The following is a 20,766-nucleotide window of genomic DNA, read 5'->3' on the forward strand; positions in this document are numbered from 1 at the left end:
GACGGCATGAGCGGCGCCATCGCGCTCGAAGGTCGGAAGCTCACCGTCGCCTACGGCGGGCGGCGGGTTCTCGACGGCCTCGAGGTGGCGATCACCGCGGGCGGCGTAACGGCCCTGTGCGGTCCGAATGGATGCGGAAAGTCGACGCTGCTGCGCGCTCTGGCCGGATTGCAGCCGATCCAAGCCGGCAGCGTGAGGATTGACGGGCGCGTGCTCGGCACGTTGCGACGCCGTGAGCGGGCTCGCGCGTTGGCGCTGCTGGCTCAGGCCAATGAGGTCCCGGCGGGTCTGACGGTGTTCGAGCTGGCCGCCTATGGGCGTCACGCCCATCGCCCGTTGATCGGCGGGCTCTCGACGACCGATCGCACCGCGATCCTCGACGCTCTCTCCGCCACGGGCCTGCGCGAGCATGCCGCCCGTGACGTCACGGCCCTCTCGGGGGGCGAGCGGCAGCGCGCCTGGATTGCCATGGCACTCGCGCAGCAATGCCGCGTGCTCCTCCTCGACGAGCCGACGACATGGCTCGACGTGCGCCATCAGGTCGAGCTGGTCCTGGCCCTCAAGGCCCTCAATCGCGAGCGGGGCATCACCATCGTCTGCGTGCTGCACGACCTCAACCAGGCCGCGGCCTTGGCGGATCGGGTGCTGCTGATGCAGGCGGGCCGCATCCTCCATGACGGTCCGCCGGACCAAGTGCTGACGCCGGACAATTTGGCCGAGGTCTACGGCGTCGAGATGTGGCGGCTCGACCACCCGGAATCGGCGGCGCCTCTCTGTGTCCCGGCTTTCGCTCCGGCCCGGCACCGGTCCCACGAATTTCGCTCGTGACGGTCCTGGCAGCTGAGCGGCCAACCTTGGTTCGGCCCATACCCAGTCTCCGGATTGGGCTGCCGATCACCGCCTTCGTGGCGCTCGTCGCCTTGGCCCGGCTCTGGCCGACTTGGTACGCACTCACGACCGCGCCCGGCCCGGTCGAGGCGGAGGCCGCGCGCTTCCTGCTCTGGGAATTGCGGCTGCCGCGGATTCTCGCCGGGCTCGCGGCGGGTGCGGCCTTCGGTATGGCCGGCGCCCTGTTTCAGGCGGTGACGCGCAATCCCTTGGCGGCACCGGACCTCCTCGGGGTCACGGCCGGAGCACAGGTCGGTGTGCTCATCGGTCTGACCGTGCCGGCGCTGGCAGGCATTGCCGGCCCCCCGCTCCTCTTCGTCTGCGGTCTCGGCGCCGCGAGCTTGGCTTTGCTGGCGGCCGGTGGTTGGCATGCCCCTCCCCTCCGGCTGCTCCTCGCAGGAGGCGCCTGCGCCCTGCTTCTCAGCGCCGTCCTCACCGTGATGCTGGCTCTCTTCGAACAGGATATTGCCGGCCTCGCACTCTGGAGTGGTGGAGCGCTGTACCAGCCCGGCGCCGATGGTCTTATCGAGGCGGCCTGCTGGCTGCTGCCTCCGCTCCTCGTGCTTCCCTTCCTGTTGCGCGGCCTCGATGCGTTGGCTCTGGGGGATGATGCCGCCACCGGCATCGGCGTCGCTGTGCTGCCGGTTCGGTTCGCGGGCCTGATCACGGCGACGGCGCTGACTGCCTTCGCCGTAGCCCTCGCCGGGCCCATTGGCTTCGTCGGCCTGATCGCCCCGAATCTCGTCCGCGCCGCAGAAATCCGGCGGCTGACCGCGCTCATCGCCCTTTCGGCGCTGGTCGGCGGTGGCCTTCTGCTCGCCGCGGATGGCGTGGTCGCTGGCCTCGGCTTCTCGGCGGGGCTCTCGACGGCGGTCGCTACGGCTCTCGTCGGCACGCCGCTGCTTCTGATTCTGGTGGTACGCGGACAGGTGCTCTCGCCGCCGGATCGGACGGAGGCCGCCGCCTCGACCCGCGTCGCTTCCCTCGCTGTCGTGGCGCCTGCCCTTGGTCTGGCGCTGGCGGCCCTGTCCGCCTTCGGCCTTGCCTGGGGTGAGACGTGGCTCGCGCCCGCCCGCTGGGTTGCGGCCTTCGTGGGCGGCGACAACGAGGCGGCGTTGATCTTAAGTATTCGCGGTCCCCGCATCGCGGTCGCGGCGATCGCCGGCATGATGCTGGCGGCCAGCGGTGTCGTTCTCCAGAGCGTGGTGCGCAATGCTCTGGCCGGGCCGGAGCTGTTGGGCGTCACGCAGGGGGCAGCGCTCGCAACCCTCGTCGGGCTTCTCACTTGGCCCTTGATCGGACGGCCCGAGACCTTCGCGTTGGCGCTGGTGGGTGGGCTCGCCACGCTGGGGCTGATCCTGCTCATCAACCGCCGTCACCGGTTCGCCCCGCTCCCCGTGGCATTGACCGGCCTCGCCTTCAGCGGCTTGTTCGCGGCCCTGACCTACGCCGTCATCGTCGAGACCAGCGCGCAACCCGCCCGTGCTCTCATCTGGCTCGTGGGTGGAACCTATGGCCGGGCTTGGCCGGACGCGGTGGCGCTGCTGCCATGGCTCCTGGTGAGCCTGCCGGCGCTGGCGCTCCTGAGCCGCCCGCTCGATCTGCTGACGCTCGGCGAGGACGCGGCTGCCGGGCTTGGTCTCAACGTCGCGCTGTTGCGGGCCCTCGGCCTCGGGCTCGCCGCCATGCTCGCCAGCGCGGCGGTGGCCATCGTCGGCCCGTTGGCCTTTGTCGGATTGCTCACACCCCACCTTGCCCGCCTCGTCGGCTTTCATGCTCACGGGGATCGGCTGCCGGTGGCGATGCTTCTGGGGGCGCTCCTCACCGTCGGTGCCGACATCCTCGGACGGGTCGCCTTGGCGCCGAAGGAGATTCCGGCCGGTGCGCTGACTGCGTTGATCGGGGCCCCCTACTTCCTCTGGTTGATGTCCCGCGGCCGGAGGGGAACACGGTGACCGGCTTGCCGAACCGCCGCCATTGCCTCGCCTGGGGGCTCGCGTCGGCAGCCGGGCTTGGTCTTCGCGCGGCCTCCTCCTCTGACCTCGTGGTTCGCCGCTCGGCAAACCTGCCGGCCGCTGCGCGACGGGTCGTGGCGCTCGAATTCCTCCTGGCCGAGATGCTCGTGGCGGTCGGTCGTCCGCCCGTCGGCATGTCCGATCCGACGCTCTATCCCGGGTGGATCAATGTCCTAACCGAACGCCTCGCCGACGTCGCCGATGTCGGCACGCGTCAGCAGCCGAGCCTCGAAGCCATCGCCCGCCTCAAGCCCGACCTGATCCTCGGACTCACCTACCGCCACGCACCGCTCTTCGACGTGTTCGAGAGCATTGCTCCGACCGTCCTCCTCGACTTTGCCCCCGAGCCACCCAGAACGCGTCTCGACTCCGCCTTCGCACTTCAGAGGATGATCGGTGAGTTCGTCGGTCGGGATGCCGAGGCCGTGTGGGCCGAAGCCGAGGTGTCGGCGGGCTTCGATCGGGATGCCGCACGCCTCGCGGCGGCCGGACGCAGCAATCGGCGCCTTGTGGTTCTCCAGGAACTGGCCGGGCTGGACACCTACTGGGTCTTCACCGGCGACAGTCTGTCCGCGGGTCTGGCATCGCGGCTCGGCTTGCGATTCTGGCCGTCCGAACGCAGCCGCGAGGGCGTACGCCCACTGACATCGGAGGAGCTGCTCGGTCTCGACGATGCCGATGTGATACTCGTGAGCATGACCGGGCCAAACGTTCCGCTGGACGCCAAGACGCGCAGCGCCGCGTGGCAGCGCGTGCCGGCTCTGCGATCGGGCCGTGTCGGGCTCATCGAGCGCAACATCTGGAATTTTGGCGGGCCCGCCTCGGCCCTGCGCCTGTCGAACCGGATCACTGATCTCATGTTGCGGGCGCCCGCTGCAGGTTGAGCCGACGCTCCTGCAGTCAGAATCGAACCGATGTTGTGGACGCCGATCCTGTGAGCGTCCATCCGGGACGGCCGAGACAATGCCACGGCGATGCCTTGACCGATCCGACCTATCCGCCCCTCGACACCTTGAAGCCGGTCGCGCCCGATCTCTGGATCGTCGACAGCGGTCCCCTCCCCGGCATCCTGCCGTTGCCGGTGCGGATGACGGTGCTGCGCTTGGGCGACGGCTCGGTCTGGCTCCACTCGCCCACGCGATTCGATGAGGCTCTCGCCCGGTCCATTGAGGCCATCGGACCCATTCGGCACCTCGTTGCCCCGAACATCGCCCACTGGATGTTCCTCGGAGCATGGCAGCGGCGCTGTCCTGCCGCCATCACCTGGGCCCCGCCGGAACTGCGCCGTCGGGGTCAGGTACAACGTCAGATCGAGGCGGGAGCGCTGCGGATCGATCGCGATCTGGGGGAGCAAAGCCCGGAGGAATGGGCCGCGGACATCCGCCAAACCGTGATTCCCGGTGGCTTCGGTTTCCGCGAGATCGCCTTCTTCCACCCCGTTTCGCGAAGCCTGATCCTCACCGATCTGGTGTTGAACCTCGAGCCTCGAAAGCTTCCCTTCCCTCTCCGGCTGCCGATGCATCTCATCGGGGCTACAGCACCGGATGGGCGTGCGCCGATCTATCTGCGCCTCGCCATACGGTTCGGCGGTCGGGCCGCTTCGCGGGCCGCTGCTGCGCTCGTCGCGCTCGCACCTCAGCGGGTGCTGTTTGCCCACGGCGCATGGTTCGAGCACGATGCCACGCCGGCCCTGCGTCGCTCCCTTCGCTGGCTGCTGCGTTAGGGAATGGTCTGAAATCTGAGATCCGAGATGACTACTTAGGCTTTAGGTCGCCGCGCAGCTTTCCGAAGGCCAGTATCCGCTCAACAAGTCGGCGCTCTACACGGCCGAAGCCAAGCCGGCGTTCCGGGTGCGGGAGCCGCGCTTCAGGGCGATGGCAAGGGCGGAGAGCGTGAGGCAATCGCAGGTCAGGCCGAAGACCGAGCCGACCAGCAGATTGTGGACGGCCCAGCAGTACGAGGCACCCAGGAACAGGCGGCGCATGGCCTGCGGCTCGGCCTGCAGGCGGGCCAGCGTCGCCAGGAGCGCACCGATCCCGGCACAGGCCGAGGGCCAGCCATTCCAGGTGGCCAGCGTCAATCCGGCAGCGACGACGCTGGAGCCGGTAAAGAGCGGCACGATCCAGGCCGGGCGTTCTCCGTTGCCGATGGCGTAGGCCGCGACCAAGCTCTGCAGGATCGAAACGGTGCACATGGCCGTGCCGGTATAGGCGCCCAAGCGGAAGAAATGCAGGGCGAAGCAAAGGGAGCATGCGGCCGCGGTGACCAGGATCCAATCCCGCCTCGGCATGAGCCCTGACGCGAAGCCGAGGCTGAGCCCCAGGGCCCCGAAGAGGTCGAGGTGAGGCAGGACGGCGTTCGCCAGGAGGAAGCCGAGATCCGCGGCGGTCATGATGGGCGCTTCGTGTGATGCGGTGACTTGGGCTGTACCGGCGTCCGGTCCCGAACCCGTGACGGCGCGCGTCTTCGCGCTCGTTTGCACGTCGCTCCGCTAGGGGCAGCCAATGAAGTGATGGTTAACGAGAGTGGCCCGTGCTCGTCGCTGTGGTGCGGCCGCAACGCCCGGAACAGGGGCATCGAACGGGTGGTTCCCGCGCAGGATCCCAGCTGAAATCGCAGCGGGATTGCCGTCCGAGCGAAGTGAGGAACTGCGCCCGTGAAATTGAAATCATTGCGCGATCAGGTCGTCGTCGTCACAGGTGCCTCAAGCGGCATCGGTCTGGCGACCGCACGGCGAGCGGCAGAACGAGGGGCCCGGGTGGTCCTCGCAGCCCGCAGCGGTGACGTGCTCGACGACATTGCCCGTGAACTCGGCCCCGATGCGCTCGCCGTGGTGACGGATGTGGGGGAACGCGCCGATGTCGAAAATCTGGCCGAACGGGCTGTGGCGGCGTTCGGGCGCATCGATACGTGGGTCAACGTCGCAGGACTAACGGTCTATGGCCCCCTGCGCGAGATAGAGCAGGCCGATCACGAGCGCCTGATCCGCACCAATTTCTGGGGCACGGTCAACGGCTCTCTGGTGGCGGCCGAGCATTTGCGGGCGGGAGGCGGCGCGCTCGTCAATGTCGGCAGCATCGCCTCCGATCTCGCCTTTCCGTTCCAGGGGCTCTACGCCGCCTCGAAACATGCGGTGAAGGGCTTCACCGATACCCTGCGGATGGAGCTGATCGCGGAGGGAGCACCGATCTCGGTGACGCTCGTCAAGCCCGCTTCGATCGACACGCCGCTGCCGGCACGGGCGCGCAATTACATGGATCGCGAGCCGATGCTGCCGCCGCCGGTCTACCCACCCCGGGAGGTCGCCGCCGCGATCCTGCATGCCGCCGAGCATCCGGTGCGCGACATCGTCGTCGGTGGTGGCGGGAAGCTGTTCACGGCGGGCAAGGAATTCGCGCCCGGTGCCTTCGATCAGCTCGCACCGGCGATCATCGCCATGCAGAAGCGGAAGGATCCCCCGCGTGAACCGGAAGGGGCGTTGCACGCGCCGCGCAACGCCGGACGCGAGCGCGGTGACCAGCCGGGCTACGTCCAGCGCACCAGCGCCTATACGCGGGCGAGCCTACACCCGCTGGCGTCATCGGTTCTCGGTATCGGCGTCGCCGCGACCGTCGCGGCGATTGCGGTCGGCGGGGGACGTCGCCGAAGCTGACGGAATGAGCGTTCGCTGTTCCGGCTCGCCCTACTCCCCGGATGCGGGGAGTAGGATCCCGTATTGAACCGTCCCTGCCTGGACGGAGACGAGGCCGCTACGGCTGCGAGTATTTGAGATCGAGCGCCGAAAGAGCCAGCAGCGGCGGGGGCATGATGACCCCGGCAACCCGCATGGCACGAGCGGCGGAGCGGCAAGTCGGCAGATCGTTGGCGGCGGCTGCCGCCTCGATCTTCTCGATCGTCGCCTGATCAGGCTTCGGGCCGGGGGCGGGCGTGGCGGGCGCGGGCGGAACCTTGGCATCGGCGTTGGCGCGAGCGCGGGGATCGGTCGCCGGGTTGGTCGCAGCGTTCGGCGTCGTCGCAGCGGTCTGCGGATCCATGGGCTTCGCATCCGCGGGACGATTGGCTTCCGACTTCGGTCCACTTTCGTTGACCGGGCCGCTCAGGCCAGCGGACTTCTCGGTGCCAGCGGCTTGAGCAGGCTTCGCGCCCGCTGTGTTGCCGGACGGGTTCGACACGGCGGTCGCCTGCTGGGGCGGCGTCACCGCCGCCTGCTTGGCAGGCTCAGGCTGTTTCACGAAAGCCACCAGCTCCTGGCACAGATTGGCCGGTTTACCCGGCTCCGGGGCGGGGGGAGGCGCGTCCTGCGCGACGGCCAAGCCGACGCTGAAGGAGAAAGCTGAAAGACCAGCCGCCAACCGACGGGCGAGAAAGGACGAGATCATGGGCGGTCCCTGGATACGGAACGGTGATCGGGACGGTTCACGAACGCTTGGGGTTCGAGGCCTCGCCCTCGGCCTTGCCGTGCGGCTCGGACTCGAACTCGTCGGGGCGCGGGGCGCCGTTCCAGCGCGGGCCGACGAGGTTGGTGCCGGGCTCGGACACGCGCGCACCCGAGGTCGCGAAGGCCTGATAGGCGAGCTTCTGGCTGCTGTTGAGCGCGAACATCGCCAACACCCCGAGGGAGATGGCTGCGATCACGGCGACGGCGAAGGCTTTCATGGGGGCGGTTCTTTCCGAGGAGCCCAAGTGGCTCCAGTTCGAAAGGCTGGCCGGGACGGCGGGTTTCCGCCGCCCCTGGACTTACTCGGCCGGAGCCGGATGACCCTTGAGCTGCGGACCGCTGGCGGTGCGGGCCTGCTCCTGCTCGACCCAGAGGTCGTGGTGGGCGCGCGCCCAGGCCAGATCGACCTTACCGCTGCCCATGGCGTCGTAGGCGCCCTCCATGCCGAGCGAGCCGATATAGATGTGGGCCAGGATGCCGGCGATGAAGACGATGCCGATCACCGAGTGGACCACCTGCATCAACTGCATCCCGTTGATGTCGGTGAGGGCGAAGGGGAAGATCATCATCAGGCCGGTGACGCTCATGGCGGCGCCGAAGCCGGCGACCATCCAGAACACGCCCTTCTGGCCGGCGTTGAAGCGGGCGGCGTGGGGATGGCCCTTGCCGATCAGGCCGCCGCCGGCCTTCAGCCAGGCGATGTCGATCTTGTTCGGGATGTTGTCCTTGATCCAGAGGACGAACATGAAGGCAACGCCGAGCATGAACGGCCACGCGAGATAGATGTGGCTGTACTTCGCCCATTGCGCCAGCGCGCCGAACGCATCGGGGCCGATCAGCGGCATCAGCAGGCGCTTGCCGAAGATGTAGTTCAGGCCCGACAGCGACAGGATGATGAAGCAGGTCGCGGTCATCCAGTGCGTGAAGCGCTCGAAGGCGTTGAAGCGCAGGATCTTCTTTCCGGATTCCTGGCTGTGCTCCATCATGATCCGGCCACGGAACAGGAAGAAGGCGCCGAGCGCGGCGATCATGCCGAGGATGACGAGCCCGCCGATCCACGGAAGCCAGCTCTCGCGGAAGTTCCGGTATTCCCGGCCCTGGGGCTGGATGAGGTTGGCGGCCTTCTGGTCCGGGATCGAGATTCGACCCTGGATCTTGTCGGACTGCTTGAACAGAAATTCCTCGTTGACCGAATCCGCGGTCGGTCGCGCGCCCATCGGGTTCACGCCGTCCGCCTGAATCGGGTTCTGCGCGAGGGCGGGCGCGAGCGCCGTCGGACCTGCGACGAGCATCGCGGCCAGAAGAAAAGTCTTGAGGAAGGTTACTGCCCGCCGCATCGGCGTTCCTTTCCGAATCCTTGTCGAGACGCCGCCGAGCCCGCGCGACGTTGGCGTCCCATCCATCCCCCTCATCCTGAGGTGCCGCGAAGCGGCCTCGAAGGAGGGCTCAAGAAACCTTCGCGATCCCTGGAGCCCTCCTGCGAGGGCGCCGCTTCGCGTCGCCACCTCAGGATGAGGTCGAGGGTGGGAATATGGTTCGAGGGCAAAAACCCTCGAACCGGGCGTCAGATCGCGACGGTCTCGCGGTAGGCCGTCTTCCAGCCCCAGGCGCCGGAGCCGTAACCGCGCTTGATGACCCGCTGCTTGTAGATCTCGGCGATCATCTCGCCGTCGCCCGCCAGAAGCGCCTTGGTCGAGCACATCTCGGCGCAGAGCGGCAGCTTCCCCTCAGCGAGGCGGTTCGAGCCGTATTTCTCGTACTCGGCGGTCGAGAAATCCGCCTCGGGGCCGCCCGAGCAATAGGTGCACTTGTCCATCTTGCCGCGCGAACCGAAGTTCCCGACCCGCGGATATTGCGGCGCGCCGAACGGGCACGCGTAGAAGCAATATCCGCAGCCGATGCAGATGTCCTTGGAGTGCAGCACCACCGCATCCGCGGTGGTGTAGAAGCAGTTCACGGGGCACACCGCCGCGCAGGGCGCGTCGGTGCAGTGCATGCAGGCCATCGAGACCGAGCGCTCGCCGGGCTTACCATCGTTCAGCGTCACGACGCGGCGACGGTTGATGCCCCACGGCACCTCGTGCTCGTTCTTACAGGCGGTGACGCAGGCGTTGCATTCGATGCAGCGATCCGCGTCGCAGAGGAACTTCATGCGGGCCATGGTTCAAGTCGCTCCTCGTCACGCCGCCTTGATCTGGCACAGGGTACACTTCGTCTCCTGCATGCCCGTCACAGGATCGAAGCCGTAGGTGGTCACAGTATTCACGCTCTCACCCAGGACCACCGGGTCGGTGCCCTTCGGGTAATAGTCGCGCATGTCCTTCCCCTGGTACCAACCGGAGAAGTGGAACGGCATGAAGGCCACGCCCTTACCGACGCGATCCGTCACCAGGGCCTTCACCTTGGCCTTCGAGCTGTTCTCCGGGCCGTAGACCCAGACGAACTGGCCGTCCTTGATGCCGCGATCAGCCGCGTCGCCGGTGTTGATCTCGACGAACATGTCCTGCTGCAGCTCGGCGAGCCACGGGTTGGACCGGGTCTCCTCGCCGCCGCCCTCGTACTCGACGAGACGGCCGGAGGTGAGGATGATCGGGAAGTCCTTGGCGATGCCCTTGTCGACCACCGCCTTCTGCACCGTGAGGCCGATATTCGGCACGCGCAGTTGCCGCTCGTCGGGCCGCGTCGGGTACTTGGCCACGAGGTCGGGGCGCGGGGAGTAGATCGGCTCGCGGTGGACCGGCACCGGGTCGGGCAGGTTCCAGGCGTTGGCCCGGGCCTTGCCGTTGCCGAACGGCGAGACGCCGTGTTCCAGGCACACGCGCTGGATGCCGCCGGACAGGTCGGTCGCCCAGCTCACGGTATCGGGCTTCTCGCCGCCGATCTTGAGGATCGTGGCGCGCTCCTCCTCCGTGAGATCCTTGTCCCAACCGAGCTTCTTGAACACCCCGAAGGTGAACTCGGGGTAGCCGTCCGTCAGATCCGAACCCTTCGAGAACGAATCCTCGGCCAGCAGCGTCGCGCCGTTGCGCTCCGTGCCGAACCGGGCACGGAAGGTGCCGCCACCCTCCTTCACGTGAAGGTTGGTGTTGTACAGGATCGCCGAACCGGGATGCTTCAACTCCGGCTTGCCCCAGCACGGCCAGGGCAGGCCATAGTAATCGCCGCCGACTTCCGGATCGTCCTTCGGCGCCCGCAGGGTGATGAGGTCGAACTTGTGCTGATTGCGCATATGCGCCTTCAGCCGCTCCGGCGACTGGCCGCTGTAGCCCGTCGACCAACCACCGCGGTTGATCTCGCGCAGGATATCCTCCGCGACCGGAATGCCGTTCTCGACCTTGATCTTCTTGCAGAGCTTGTCGGCGAAGCCGAGCTTCGTCGCGAGCTTGTAGAGGACCTCGTAGTCGTTCTTGGACTCGAAGGCCGGCTGGACGATCTGCTCGCCCCACTGGATCGAGCGGTTCGAGGCCGTGCGCGAACCGTCCATCTCCAGCGAGGTGCAGATCGGCAGCAGGTAGGTGTTGTCCTGCCGGGCATCGAGTGCCGCGAAGGTGGTCGGATGCGGATCGGCGACGACGAGCAGCTCGAGCTTGTTCATGCCCTCGATCGCCTCGGGCATGCGGGTCACGGTGTTGCCGCCATGGCCGAACACCATGAAGGCCTTGACCGGGCTGCGCTGGTCGATCTGCTCGGGCGGCAGGTTCACGGCATCGAACCACCGGGTCGAGGTGATGCCGGGCGCCTCCATGTTCTCCTTGCGGGACCGGGCCTTGCGGCCGGCCTGCGCGGGAACCTCGTCGAAGCGCGATTGCAGCCACTCGTAGGGCACGTCCCACACGCGGGCCCAGTGCCGCCAGCCGCCCTCGACGAGGCCGTAATAGAGCGGCAACGTCGTGACATCGAGGCCGAGATCGGTCGCGCCCTGCACGTTGGTATGGCCGCGGAAGATGTTAGCGCCGGTGCCGGGCTTTCCGACGTTGCCGGTGGCGAGGCACAGGATGCAGAGCGCGCGGACGTTGGCCGTACCGACCGTGTGCTGGGTCGCGCCCATGCACCAGATCAGCGTCGCGGGTTTCTCCTTGGCGAACTTCTCCGCCACGCGCTTGAGCTGCTCGCCCGGCACGCCGGAGACCCGCTCCACTTCGTCGGGCGTCCACTTGGCGACTTCCTTGCGGACATCGTCCATGGCGTAGACACGCTGCGCGATGAACTCCTTGTCCTCCCAGCCATTCTGGAAGATGTGCCAGAGGATGCCGTAGACGACAGGAATGTCGGTGCCGGAGCGGATGCGGACGTATTCGGTCGCGTGCGCCGCCGTGCGGGTGAAGCGCGGATCGATGACGATCATGTTCGCGCGGTTGATCTCCTTGCCCGACAGCACGTGCTGGAGCGAGACCGGATGCGCTTCGGCCGGGTTGCCGCCAAGCACGATCATCGTCTTGGCGTTGCGGATGTCGTTGTAGCTGTTGGTCTGGGCGCCGTAGCCCCAGGTGTTGGCCACGCCCGCGACGGTCGTCGAGTGACAGATGCGCGCCTGATGGTCGATCGAGTTCGTGCCCCAAAGGGCCGCGAACTTGCGCATCAGGTAAGAAGCCTCGTTGGTGAACTTGGCCGAACCGAGCCAGTAGACGGAATCCGCGCCGTTCTTCTCACGGATGGCCATCAGCTTGTCGCCGATTTCCTCGTAGGCCTGATCCCACGAGATCCGCTTCCACTGCCCACCCTCGAGCTTCATCGGGTATTTCAGGCGGCGGTCCGACGAGACGAGTTCGCGGATGGCCGCGCCCTTGGCACAGTGGGTGCCACGGTTGATCGGGCTGGCATAGGACGGCTCCTGGCCGACCCAAACGCCGTTGACGACCTCGGCCGTTACCGTGCAGCCCACCGAGCAGTGGGTGCAGACGTTCTTCTTGATGACGGTGTCCGGACCGACCGCCGAAGAGCCGGCGGCCTGCGCCTTGCGCACGGCGCCGAGTTGGATCGTGCCGGCGGCAGCGATCGCACCGGCCGTCAGACCGGAGCGACGCAGGAAGGCGCGGCGGTCGAGAACGCCGGCGGCGAGCCCGGCGGCCACCGCCTGATGCTTGGAACGGGACGCTTCGCCGCTTCTACGCTTGATCAGCATCGCCGCCTCACTTCGTGCCCGTGGACGCCGGGTCCATGTTCTTCTTCAAGGTCTCGTATCCGTTGGTGCGATAGAACGCCTTGACGTGGTCGCTCTCGCGGTAGCGGCTCTTGGTCTCTTCGTTGCCGGGGTCGTAGGCCTGAGCCTCGGTCGCCCCCATCGGCGACGCGACGGCCGCCGCGGCGACCACCGTGCTGCCGCCGAGTGCCCGGAAGAACTGCCGACGACCGAGCGTCTTCCCGTCCTGTCCCATCGTCCTGTCTCCCCTGGCGGAGGCTCATTCCAGATGATCCTTCCGCGTAGATTTCTGTTCCGCCCCCGAAAACGGAGGCTCGAATTTGTTCCCCGCCGTCGCTCTCCGCGACGACGATGGTTCTGGCGTTCGCCGCCTCAGCCTTCCATCGAGAAGGCTTCGGTCTCGATCTCGATGAAGGTCCGTCCAAGCTCTCCGACGGTCCGATAGAACCGGCCCGCCTTCGCTTGTTCGAGGTCGGCGAAGAAGCGCGTCGCCCAGGGCTCGATGTGGCGCGCGAAGAAGCGGGCCTGCATTCCGGGCTCCGCCTCGAACCGACCGGCCGCGAGACCCGCCATGACCTCGAAGAGGATGGCGAGGTGATCTTCCGGCTCACTCATCGCCTCGCCCCGCTCAATGCCGAGATGGGACAAATCCTCCCGCACCCGCGCGAGGGGACGCTCGTTGAGGAAGCCGGTGAGATAGTAGGATGCGTAAGGCAGAAGCTCGCCGCGGCCGACGCCGACGAAGAGCGCGAAGAACTCGCGCTCGACCGCGTTTGCCGAGGTCGTGGCGGCGGCCCGGCTCAGATCGGACAGGTGACGGCCGAGAGCGCCCTCGCCGCCCTCCAACGTTCTCAAGACATCGAGAAGCGCCACGTCGGGCGCACGTCCGAGAAGGGTCGCCAGCAGATCGTAGTGCTGCGCACGAAGCAGGTCGATATCGTCGACGACTGCGACCGACCCCGACACCCCTTCGGCAGAATGTGCCAACACCGACGCCACCGAACCCATCGTCCCTCCGGGCCCATGCCCGGACCGCTTGTTTGGACCGATAATAAAAAGCGTTTGAGTTGGCCGCAATCAGATTTTGTCAGAATTAGACCGGTATCGCGCCTCCATGTCGCCGCATGCGCGGTTCCATCGACGGAACTTGTGCCACTTCGGATTGTGGCGCCGAGGGGATCGCGGCCGTGGCTGGCCGCATCGCCTCGTCGGGAACCGGCTCGCCCTCCAGGGCCGCCTCGACGGGGGGCGTCGCATCGGCCGGAGCGGGATTCGATTCATCGATCGATTCCTGCGGGTGTTCGACCGGAAGGGCTTTCGCTTCGGCGGGATCGCGGAACAGCCGACCGAGCATCGCCTTCACGTCGTCGCTCGGTAGAAGCGGCCCGAGACCCGGCACGCCGCCCGGCGTATTCCAGTCATAGGCGTATTCCCGCGCCTCGCTCACGAAATCGCGGATGCCGGGATCGAGCGACCACATCCGACGTAAGGCCGCGTTGCGCAGGGCCGTGGGCACGCCGGATCTCAGGAATGGCGTGAGGTCGGTCTCGGGCGTCAGCGCGTCGAGGGATGGGAGGTCTGCGAGAAGATCCGGCTCGGCATCGGCGCCTAGCTCGGGGATCGTTTGGCGATCGTCCGGCGCCCGGCTCGCGCCATGCGGGGACGATGGGAGCGGTGAAATCGCCTGGAGTTCAGTCGCTCCGTCCAAATCCCCCACGCTTGGCGCCGTGGGCGTGAGCGATGCTTCCCTGGTCGCAGACTGCTCGGCGACCCGCACGGCCTCCTTGCGCCGGGCCCAACGGGAGAGGAACCCGTCGCTCATTCTCCCCTCCCCTCGATGCGGGCACTGCGGGCCAGGGCTTCCGGGTCGGCCCGGTCGCGCTTGCGCTTCTCGAAGATGCGCTCGATGTGGAAGGCTTCGAAGAAGGCCAGCAGCTTGGCCTGAATCTCCGGCGGCATCGGCACGGCCTCGACGATTTCGCCGATCCCCTCAGCCATCGCTTCGCCCTCGTAGGGGTCGGCCGTCACGGTCGCGATCTCGTACGTCTCCTCGCCCGTGTTGCGCAGGGAGACCCAGAGGGACGGTCGTCCGGATACGAGGTTGTCGCGGTAATGCGCGGTTTCGGCCACGTGCAGCGAAACTTCGTACGCGCCGGCGTAGAAGGTCGCCTCGTCTTCGGTCTCACCCAGTTGGGTCCAGGCGGGCGCGTCGGGGGCGGCGGGAAGCGCCGCGACCGGGAGCCAGGCATGGCTCGCCCACGGTCCCTTGAGGCGTCGACGGGCGACGATGATGCCGACCTCGAAGCGATCCTGCGGCGTCATGTGAAATCCTCAGGCGGCGCGGTCGAGGGCCAGGGGAAGGCCGACGACGAGGTTGTGCGGCTTCAACGTGACGGTCTTCTGGGCGTTCATGGCGAGCAGAAGATAGACCGGCCTCTCCCCGACCCGCGGATCGACGCGGGCCGGATCGGCGAAGGTCAGGGCGAAGACGGCCAGGAGTCGCTCGCGGGCGGCCGCATCGAGTGCCTCGCCGTTCCACAGGGCATTGCCGATCCGGGTGGCTTCGGCGTCGAGCCCCACGAACCAGCGCCAATCCGGATCCTCCAATCCGTCGCGCGGTTCGACACGGATCGCGGTGTTGAGCAGATGGCCGACATAGGCTTCGATGGCGCGGGCCAGCCCGACGCGCGCTTTGGCGCCGTTCAGGTTCAAGGCCATCGTGAAGGCGTCGGACCGGCTCCAGTAGGTCCAGGCGTTGTCGTCGTTCAGCACGTCGAGTTCGTTGGCCGCTTCCTTGCCGAGCATGGAGACGAGGGGCGAGAGCGGGGAGGATCCCTCACGCGCCTCGATCACCTCGGCATCGGCGAGCAGCACCGCACCCTCGTGCAGGCTGACCCGTTGCGGGCGGAAGAACAGCTCGGCCGCCCGCAGGACATGCGGGTCGTCGCAGCCGTCGAGCGCGTTGCGCAGGATCAGGTGGCAGAGCTGGTTCAGGAACAGACCCGGCACGTTCTGCAGGCCGCCGCGCACCAGGGCGAGATAGGCCGCCTCCACCGAGCGGGCGGCGAGCAACCGATCCCGAAAGGCGAGCATCACCTCCCAATTCTCGCGCGCATCCGCGTCGGCGATGGCGCGCAGATCCTCGGCCGAGACCGGGCGGCGGGGCTCGGCCATCAACGATGCGTGCAGCGCCCGTTCGGCGGCGCAGGCCTCGTCCGGCGGCATCAATTCGGGCCGGGCGAGATAGGCGAGGATCAGTTCATCCGTGACGGCCAACCCGCCGCCTTCGTGGCGTTGCGTCAGGTGGTGGCCACTCGAAACCCAGAACTCGGTCATCGTGTCAGCGTCCCGGAGCGGCGTCGCGGAGGAGCCCGACGAGGTCGGCCTCTTCCTCGGCGGCGTCCTCATCGGTCTCTATGAAATGGAAGGCCCGGGCATGCAGCGGGTCGGCACCCGGCGCCCGTTGGTGAAGCGTGCGGAAGTTCTCGCGGATTTCCCCGCCTTCCGCGGTGCGGTGCATCGCGACGACGCTGCCGACCGGCAGATGGCAGAGGGAGGCCGACACGGCGATCTCCTCCTCGGCGGCGCCGCGCGCCGCCGCGAGGTCCGGCGCTCCGAACCGCTCCAGGATGTGGCGCGCGAGGTCTTCCACCGCCGCCGCCCGTTCGGCCGCGCTCGCCTCGCTGACCACGACCAGGGTGGAGAATCCGAGGGAGCGCACGCCGACGAAACCGGAGCGGAACGCCGCCCGAGCCTTGCCGGTCAGCGTGTCGGGGTCGGCGTCGAGAAACAGGAACGAGCCGGTCACCGCCCACTCGCCGGGTTCGGCGGCGTCCGCGAAGACGAAGGTGTCGGAGGGGTCGAGCCGCAGGGTACGCGGCAATCTCAAGCCGCTCACAGCCGCACCGTCCCGGTGTCGGGGTCCCGCCAAGCGGGCACGTTCAGAACGGGCTGGAGCGGCCACGATTCGACCTGTGCATCCGGCCGGTGCAGCTGCAGATCGCCCATGTCGTCGATCTCTGCGCGAGCGCCCGGCGGCAGGACGAGGTGATCGAGATACCGCTGCGCCAGAACCGAGAAACCGTCCTCGCTCCAGATCTCGAACGCCTTGGTGAGAAGCCGAGCGAAGCTCTCGGCGAGGGGACCGGCGAGATCGGGTGGGAAGCCCTCCTCCTCCAGCGAGGTGGAATCGGGCGTCAGCCCCGGATCGCCCGCATGGCGCTTCGAGACGATGAGGCTCACCGAGAACACGAGCCAATCCGGAACATTGTCCTCACGGCACCCATCGGGCCAACCGAGCCGGCCCCCGCCGAGGCGCCCCTGGTTGAAGTGGATGGTGTCGGGCCAAGCGATGACGACGGGAATTTCCGGCGGGCCGAAGCCGCCGATGGCCTCGGCCATCGCCCACATTCCGGCAAACAATGCGCGGCGCGCGGGCGCCAGCGGCTCGTCCGGGGCGAGCACCACGGCAAGTGTCACGGTGCCGTCGCGCTCGCCGAGCAGCAACGTGCCCGGCTCCGCGCCCTCCTCGGCACTACGGCAGGCCTGCGCATGCACGTCCGCAGCCGGCTCTGCCATGCGGGCGGTGAAGGCCGGTGGAAGGATGAGGTCCGCCGGGCGGTCCTCGGAGATGGAAATCATCAGCAACCGTCTTCGGGGCTGCGGCGTCGCGTCCGCACCCTGGGCCGTGAGCCGAGCCATGGCTCGTAGTTTGGAATCGGTATGAGTATATGAAATGAATGTCCCTCCGCGAAGGGGCCACCCATTGAAGCAGTCAGGTTCCCCCGTGTCCGATCGTCTCGTGTTCGCCTGTTCCTGCGAGAGGACGATGCCGCTCGATACCGCCAGCCTGGAGAAGGGCTGCGGCGGACGTCTGACCACGGCCGATCAGCTCTGCGGCCGCGAGCTCGATCGGTTTCGGCAAGCCCTCACGGGATCGTCGCCGATCACCGTCTCCTGCACGCTTCAGGCGCCGCTGTTCGACGAGGTGGCCGAGGAGATGGGCGCGGAGGGCCGCGTCGCCTATGCCAAGATCCGCGAGACGGCCGGCTGGTCGTCGGAGGCCGCACGCTCCGGTCCCAAGATGGCGGCTCTCCTCGCCGCGGCCGCCGAGCCGCTGCCGACGGCCGGCACGGTCCCGATGGAGAGCCGCGGCGTCGCCCTCATCTACGGCCGCGACGAGGTTGCGGTCGAGGCGGGCAAGCGCCTCGCCGAGCATCTCGACGTCACGGTGCTGCTTTCGCGCCCCGGCGCCGTGGCGCCGCTCCATCGCAACGAGTTCCCGATCCTCAAGGGCACGGTGCGGAACGCGAAGGGCCATTTGGGCGCGTTCGAACTGCGCATCGACGATTACGCGCTCCCGGCCCCGTCCTCCCGCACGCAGCTCGATTTCGGCGTGCCCCGCGACGGCGCGACCTCGACTTGCGATCTCGTGATCGATTTCACCGGCGGCACGCCGCTGTTTCCCGCGCACGAATTGCGCAGCGGCTACCTTCGGGCCGATCCGCGCGATCCGGCGGCGGTCGAGCGCGCCGTCACGGCGGCGTCCCACCTCGTCGGCGAGTACGACAAGACCCGCTTCGTCGAGTTCCGCGCCGAACTCTGCGCCCATTCGCGCTCGCGCATCACCGGCTGCACCCGCTGCCTCGACGTGTGCCCCACCGGCGCCATCGCTTCCGCGGGCGATAGCGTCGCGATCGACCCCTATATCTGCGCCGGTTGCGGCAGCTGTGCCGCCGTCTGCCCGACGGGTGCGGCCGGTTATGCCCTGCCCCCGAGCGACGCGCTGATGCGGCGGCTGCGCAGCCTGATGCGCGCCTATCGCGCGGCAGGGGGGACGGAGGCCGTCGTCCTGTTCCATGACGGCGAGCACGGCGAGCCGCTGATCGACGCGCTCGGCCGCTACGGCGATGGGCTTCCGGCCAATGTCCTGCCGGTGCGGGTCAATGAGGTGACCCAACTCGGCCCGGAAGTGTTCGCCGCGCTCTTCGCCTACGGCGCCGCGGGCGTGCGGCTGCTCGCCCGTGCCCGGCCGAAGCACGACCTCGATGCCCTCTACCGCACCATCGCCCTCTCCGAGACGCTGGCGGAAGCCCTCGGCTACGGCTCCGGTCTGGTCGCGGCGATCGAGACCGACGACCCCGATGCCCTCGGCGCGGCGTTGCGGAATCTCACTCCGGGGCGCACGGCCGTCACCGCCGCGGGGTTCGTTCCGGATGGCGGGAAGCGGGAGATGCTGCGCCTCGCCTTCCGCGAGATGCATGCCGCCGCGCCCGTGCCGGTCGATGCCGTGCCGCTGGCCGCCGGAGCGCCGTTCGGCGGATTGAACTTCCGCGTGGACGATTGCACGCTCTGTCTTTCCTGCGTCGGCGCCTGCCCGACGCATGCCCTCACCGACAGCACGGACCGTCCGCTTCTCGCCTTCGAGGAGAGCCTGTGCGTCCAGTGCGGTCTGTGCGCCGCGACCTGCCCCGAGAACGTCATCGACCTGAAGCCTCAGATCGACTTCGTCGCCTGGGCCGCCCCGCGCCGGATCGTGAAGGAGGAAGAGCCCTTCGCCTGCATCGCCTGCGCCAAGCCATTCGGCACCCGCGCCAGCATCGAGCGGGTGATCGACAAGCTGCGTGACCGCCATTGGATGTTCACGGGCGAGGCCGGCGAGGCCCGGATCCGCTCTCTTATGATGTGCGACGATTGCCGCGTCGAGGCTGCCCTGAACCAGGGTTTCGATCCCCACGCTCCGGAGCGGGCGAAACCGCGCACCACGGAAGACTATTTCCGTGAGCGTGAGACGAGCGGCACGGCCTCCTGAGACGGCGCGGAAACGCGCCGTCCCTTCGGATGGGACGGTGACGGGCCAAAGGCCCTCCCGTTACCTGGTCGCCTTCTCGAGGAATTGCATCAGCGCTTCGCGATCCGCAGCGCTGTTGATCGTCTGCTCGGGCATCCGTGTGCCGGGCGTGTAGCGCGCGGGGCCGACCTCGAACAGGCGGGCCACGGTTTCCGGCGTCCAGACGATGTCCATGCGCTTCAACGCGTCGGAGTACCGGTAATCCGGCAGGCTGGCGATGCGACGGCCGAAGATCCCGGCGAGCGTCGGGCCCGCGCGGGGGCCTTCGTCGGCTTTGAGGGAATGGCAGGCCACGCAGGCGCGGAACACCTCGGCCCCGCGCTCGCCGTGGAAAGCCGCCAGCGCGTCGACGGGGCGTGGCATGGCGAGGGGACCGATCGGCGCACCGGTCGCCGCGTCCCAGCGGCGCACGAGGCGGTCGCCGCCGCCGGTGATCAGTTCCGAGCCGTCGGGGCACCATGCCACCGACCAGACCGGCAAGCCGGGCCCGATCAAGGTGTAGAGAACTTGCGCCTTCGCTCGATCGATCACCGCCACCGTCCCGCCCGCTCCGGCGGCGGCGACTCGCGTCCCGTCCGGCGACAGAGCGAGGGCGATCACCGGCGCCGGTCCGAGTTCCACCGGGGCGCGGACGCCGCCTGCCTGATCGAGAAAGCGCACCGTCGCATCGGCCCCGGCGGCAGCGATCTCCCCATCGGACGCGACGGCGAGGGCGCTGACGGCACTTGGCAGCGTCACGTTGGACAGCGGCTCGCCCTCGGCCGACCAGATCCGCACGGTCGCGTCGGCACCGGCCGTGACGACGCGCCCATCGGTGAGGTAGGCCACCGCATTGACGTTGCCCCGGTGCCCCTCGAGGCTTCGCGCGGCGCCGCCCGCCAAAGGCCAGAGGCGGGCGCTGCCGTCCCAGGCAGCGGAGGCGAGGCTCGTTCCGTCCGGGGCGACCGCGAGGGCCGCGACGGGCCCGGCATGGCCCTCCAGCACGCGCTCGGGCTCCGCAAGGCCGAGCCGCCACAGGGCGATGCGACCGTCCTCCGAGGCGGTGGCGAAGCGTCCGTCCGGCAGCACCGTGACGGCGTTCACGGCCCCCTCGTGAAAGCGAAGTACGGAGAGGGCCGTGCCCGTGTCGAGCCCCCAGACGATGGCTGCCTGATCGAACCCACCGGAAATGGCGAGCCGCCCATCGCCGGTCACGGCGAGCGCCCGCACCGGTCCACCATGGCCCCGCATCTGGGCGTTGGCCGGCCCGACGAGGGCAACCGCAAGGGTGAAGGCGAGGAGCGATAGCAGTTTGGGCATCGGGGCACGGTCGAGCGAGGGCGCGGGACCATAACCAGACACCCGTCGACTGTCAGCGCGAGGCGGGTGGGCCGCGATGTCCCAGCCGCTCCCCACATGCTTGATCATCCGGGAGGGATGGCGCATCGCTCGGTGC

The 20,766-nt window shown here is 68.3% G+C and carries 20 protein-coding genes; 6 read left to right on the forward strand and 14 right to left on the reverse strand.

Annotated elements, in window-relative coordinates; all coding sequences use genetic code 11:
- The first annotated feature begins 6 nt into the window (after positions 1-6).
- From OWC43_RS20750 to OWC43_RS20765, 4 genes are all read left to right on the forward strand, one after another.
- Positions 7-828 (forward strand): ABC transporter ATP-binding protein, encoded by an 822-nt coding sequence (locus OWC43_RS20750; RefSeq protein WP_393958124.1) that lies wholly within the window; start codon positions 7-9, stop codon positions 826-828.
- A 77-nt stretch (positions 829-905) separates the two neighbouring features.
- Complete coding sequence (locus tag OWC43_RS20755; RefSeq protein ID WP_393958125.1) at positions 906-2,843, forward strand: iron ABC transporter permease; 1,938 nt, start codon at positions 906-908, stop codon at positions 2,841-2,843.
- Complete coding sequence (locus tag OWC43_RS20760) at positions 2,840-3,787, forward strand: ABC transporter substrate-binding protein (protein WP_393958126.1); 948 nt, start codon at positions 2,840-2,842, stop codon at positions 3,785-3,787. The genes OWC43_RS20755 and OWC43_RS20760 overlap by 4 nt, the downstream gene beginning before the upstream one ends.
- A 95-nt stretch (positions 3,788-3,882) precedes the next feature.
- Positions 3,883-4,626 carry a DUF4336 domain-containing protein gene (locus tag OWC43_RS20765; protein WP_393958127.1) on the forward strand — a complete coding sequence of 248 codons (744 nt, stop codon included), beginning with the start codon at positions 3,883-3,885 and terminating at the stop codon, positions 4,624-4,626.
- A 96-nt stretch (positions 4,627-4,722) separates the two neighbouring features.
- Here OWC43_RS20765 and OWC43_RS20770 read toward each other — a convergent pair whose 3' ends face one another.
- Entirely contained in the window at positions 4,723-5,295 is a 573-nt protein-coding gene (locus tag OWC43_RS20770) for a YgjV family protein (RefSeq protein ID WP_393958128.1), read from the reverse strand.
- A gap of 264 nt (positions 5,296-5,559) precedes the next feature.
- Between OWC43_RS20770 and OWC43_RS20775 the strand changes: the two genes are divergently transcribed.
- On the forward strand, positions 5,560-6,555 hold the full coding sequence (locus tag OWC43_RS20775) for an SDR family oxidoreductase (protein WP_393958129.1): 996 nt from the start codon (positions 5,560-5,562) through the stop codon (positions 6,553-6,555).
- A gap of 97 nt (positions 6,556-6,652) precedes the next feature.
- Here the strand turns inward: OWC43_RS20775 and OWC43_RS20780 are convergent, their stop codons facing one another.
- The 12 genes from OWC43_RS20780 to OWC43_RS20835 form a co-directional block, all read right to left on the reverse strand.
- Positions 6,653-7,135 carry a hypothetical protein gene (locus OWC43_RS20780; RefSeq protein ID WP_393958130.1) on the reverse strand — a complete coding sequence of 161 codons (483 nt, stop codon included), beginning with the start codon at positions 7,133-7,135 and terminating at the stop codon, positions 6,653-6,655.
- 184 nt (positions 7,136-7,319) lie between these two features.
- A complete protein-coding gene (locus OWC43_RS20785) occupies positions 7,320-7,559 on the reverse strand; it encodes a hypothetical protein (protein ID WP_137829960.1) in 240 nt (79 codons plus the stop codon).
- A gap of 81 nt (positions 7,560-7,640) precedes the next feature.
- Positions 7,641-8,678 carry a formate dehydrogenase subunit gamma gene (locus OWC43_RS20790; protein WP_137829959.1) on the reverse strand — a complete coding sequence of 346 codons (1,038 nt, stop codon included), beginning with the start codon at positions 8,676-8,678 and terminating at the stop codon, positions 7,641-7,643.
- Positions 8,679-8,905: 227 nt separating this feature from the next.
- Complete coding sequence (fdh3B, locus tag OWC43_RS20795; RefSeq protein WP_108938525.1) at positions 8,906-9,502, reverse strand: formate dehydrogenase FDH3 subunit beta; 597 nt, start codon at positions 9,500-9,502, stop codon at positions 8,906-8,908.
- Between the two features lie 18 nt (positions 9,503-9,520).
- Positions 9,521-12,463 carry a formate dehydrogenase subunit alpha gene (locus tag OWC43_RS20800; protein WP_393958131.1) on the reverse strand — a complete coding sequence of 981 codons (2,943 nt, stop codon included), beginning with the start codon at positions 12,461-12,463 and terminating at the stop codon, positions 9,521-9,523.
- Between the two features lie 7 nt (positions 12,464-12,470).
- A complete protein-coding gene (locus tag OWC43_RS20805; RefSeq protein ID WP_137829957.1) occupies positions 12,471-12,716 on the reverse strand; it encodes a formate dehydrogenase in 246 nt (81 codons plus the stop codon).
- A gap of 137 nt (positions 12,717-12,853) precedes the next feature.
- The gene (locus tag OWC43_RS20810) at positions 12,854-13,489 is read right to left on the reverse strand and encodes a molecular chaperone (protein ID WP_393958133.1); all 636 of its coding nucleotides are present in this window, start codon (positions 13,487-13,489) and stop codon (positions 12,854-12,856) included.
- A gap of 85 nt (positions 13,490-13,574) precedes the next feature.
- Positions 13,575-14,303: a DUF3306 domain-containing protein gene (locus OWC43_RS20815; RefSeq protein ID WP_393958134.1), complete on the reverse strand. Its 729-nt coding sequence runs from the start codon at positions 14,301-14,303 to the stop codon at positions 13,575-13,577.
- On the reverse strand, positions 14,300-14,803 hold the full coding sequence (locus tag OWC43_RS20820; protein ID WP_393958136.1) for a DUF3305 domain-containing protein: 504 nt from the start codon (positions 14,801-14,803) through the stop codon (positions 14,300-14,302). The genes OWC43_RS20815 and OWC43_RS20820 overlap by 4 nt, the downstream gene beginning before the upstream one ends.
- A 9-nt stretch (positions 14,804-14,812) precedes the next feature.
- A complete protein-coding gene (locus OWC43_RS20825; RefSeq protein WP_393958137.1) occupies positions 14,813-15,817 on the reverse strand; it encodes a DUF6352 family protein in 1,005 nt (334 codons plus the stop codon).
- A 4-nt stretch (positions 15,818-15,821) separates the two neighbouring features.
- Positions 15,822-16,379: a DUF6505 family protein gene (locus tag OWC43_RS20830; protein WP_393958138.1), complete on the reverse strand. Its 558-nt coding sequence runs from the start codon at positions 16,377-16,379 to the stop codon at positions 15,822-15,824.
- Positions 16,376-17,122 (reverse strand): biotin/lipoate--protein ligase family protein, encoded by a 747-nt coding sequence (locus OWC43_RS20835; RefSeq protein WP_393958139.1) that lies wholly within the window; start codon positions 17,120-17,122, stop codon positions 16,376-16,378. The genes OWC43_RS20830 and OWC43_RS20835 overlap by 4 nt, the downstream gene beginning before the upstream one ends.
- A 187-nt stretch (positions 17,123-17,309) precedes the next feature.
- Between OWC43_RS20835 and OWC43_RS20840 the strand changes: the two genes are divergently transcribed.
- On the forward strand, positions 17,310-19,292 hold the full coding sequence (locus tag OWC43_RS20840) for a 4Fe-4S binding protein (protein ID WP_393958140.1): 1,983 nt from the start codon (positions 17,310-17,312) through the stop codon (positions 19,290-19,292).
- Between the two features lie 60 nt (positions 19,293-19,352).
- On the opposite strand, the gene OWC43_RS20845 is transcribed toward OWC43_RS20840, so the two are convergent.
- Complete coding sequence (locus tag OWC43_RS20845) at positions 19,353-20,630, reverse strand: c-type cytochrome (protein ID WP_393958141.1); 1,278 nt, start codon at positions 20,628-20,630, stop codon at positions 19,353-19,355.
- Positions 20,631-20,766 lie beyond the last annotated feature (136 nt).

The organism is Methylorubrum sp. POS3, from assembly GCF_043352485.1.
In the GTDB taxonomy this organism is placed as follows: Bacteria; Pseudomonadota; Alphaproteobacteria; order Rhizobiales; family Beijerinckiaceae; genus Methylobacterium; species Methylobacterium suomiense.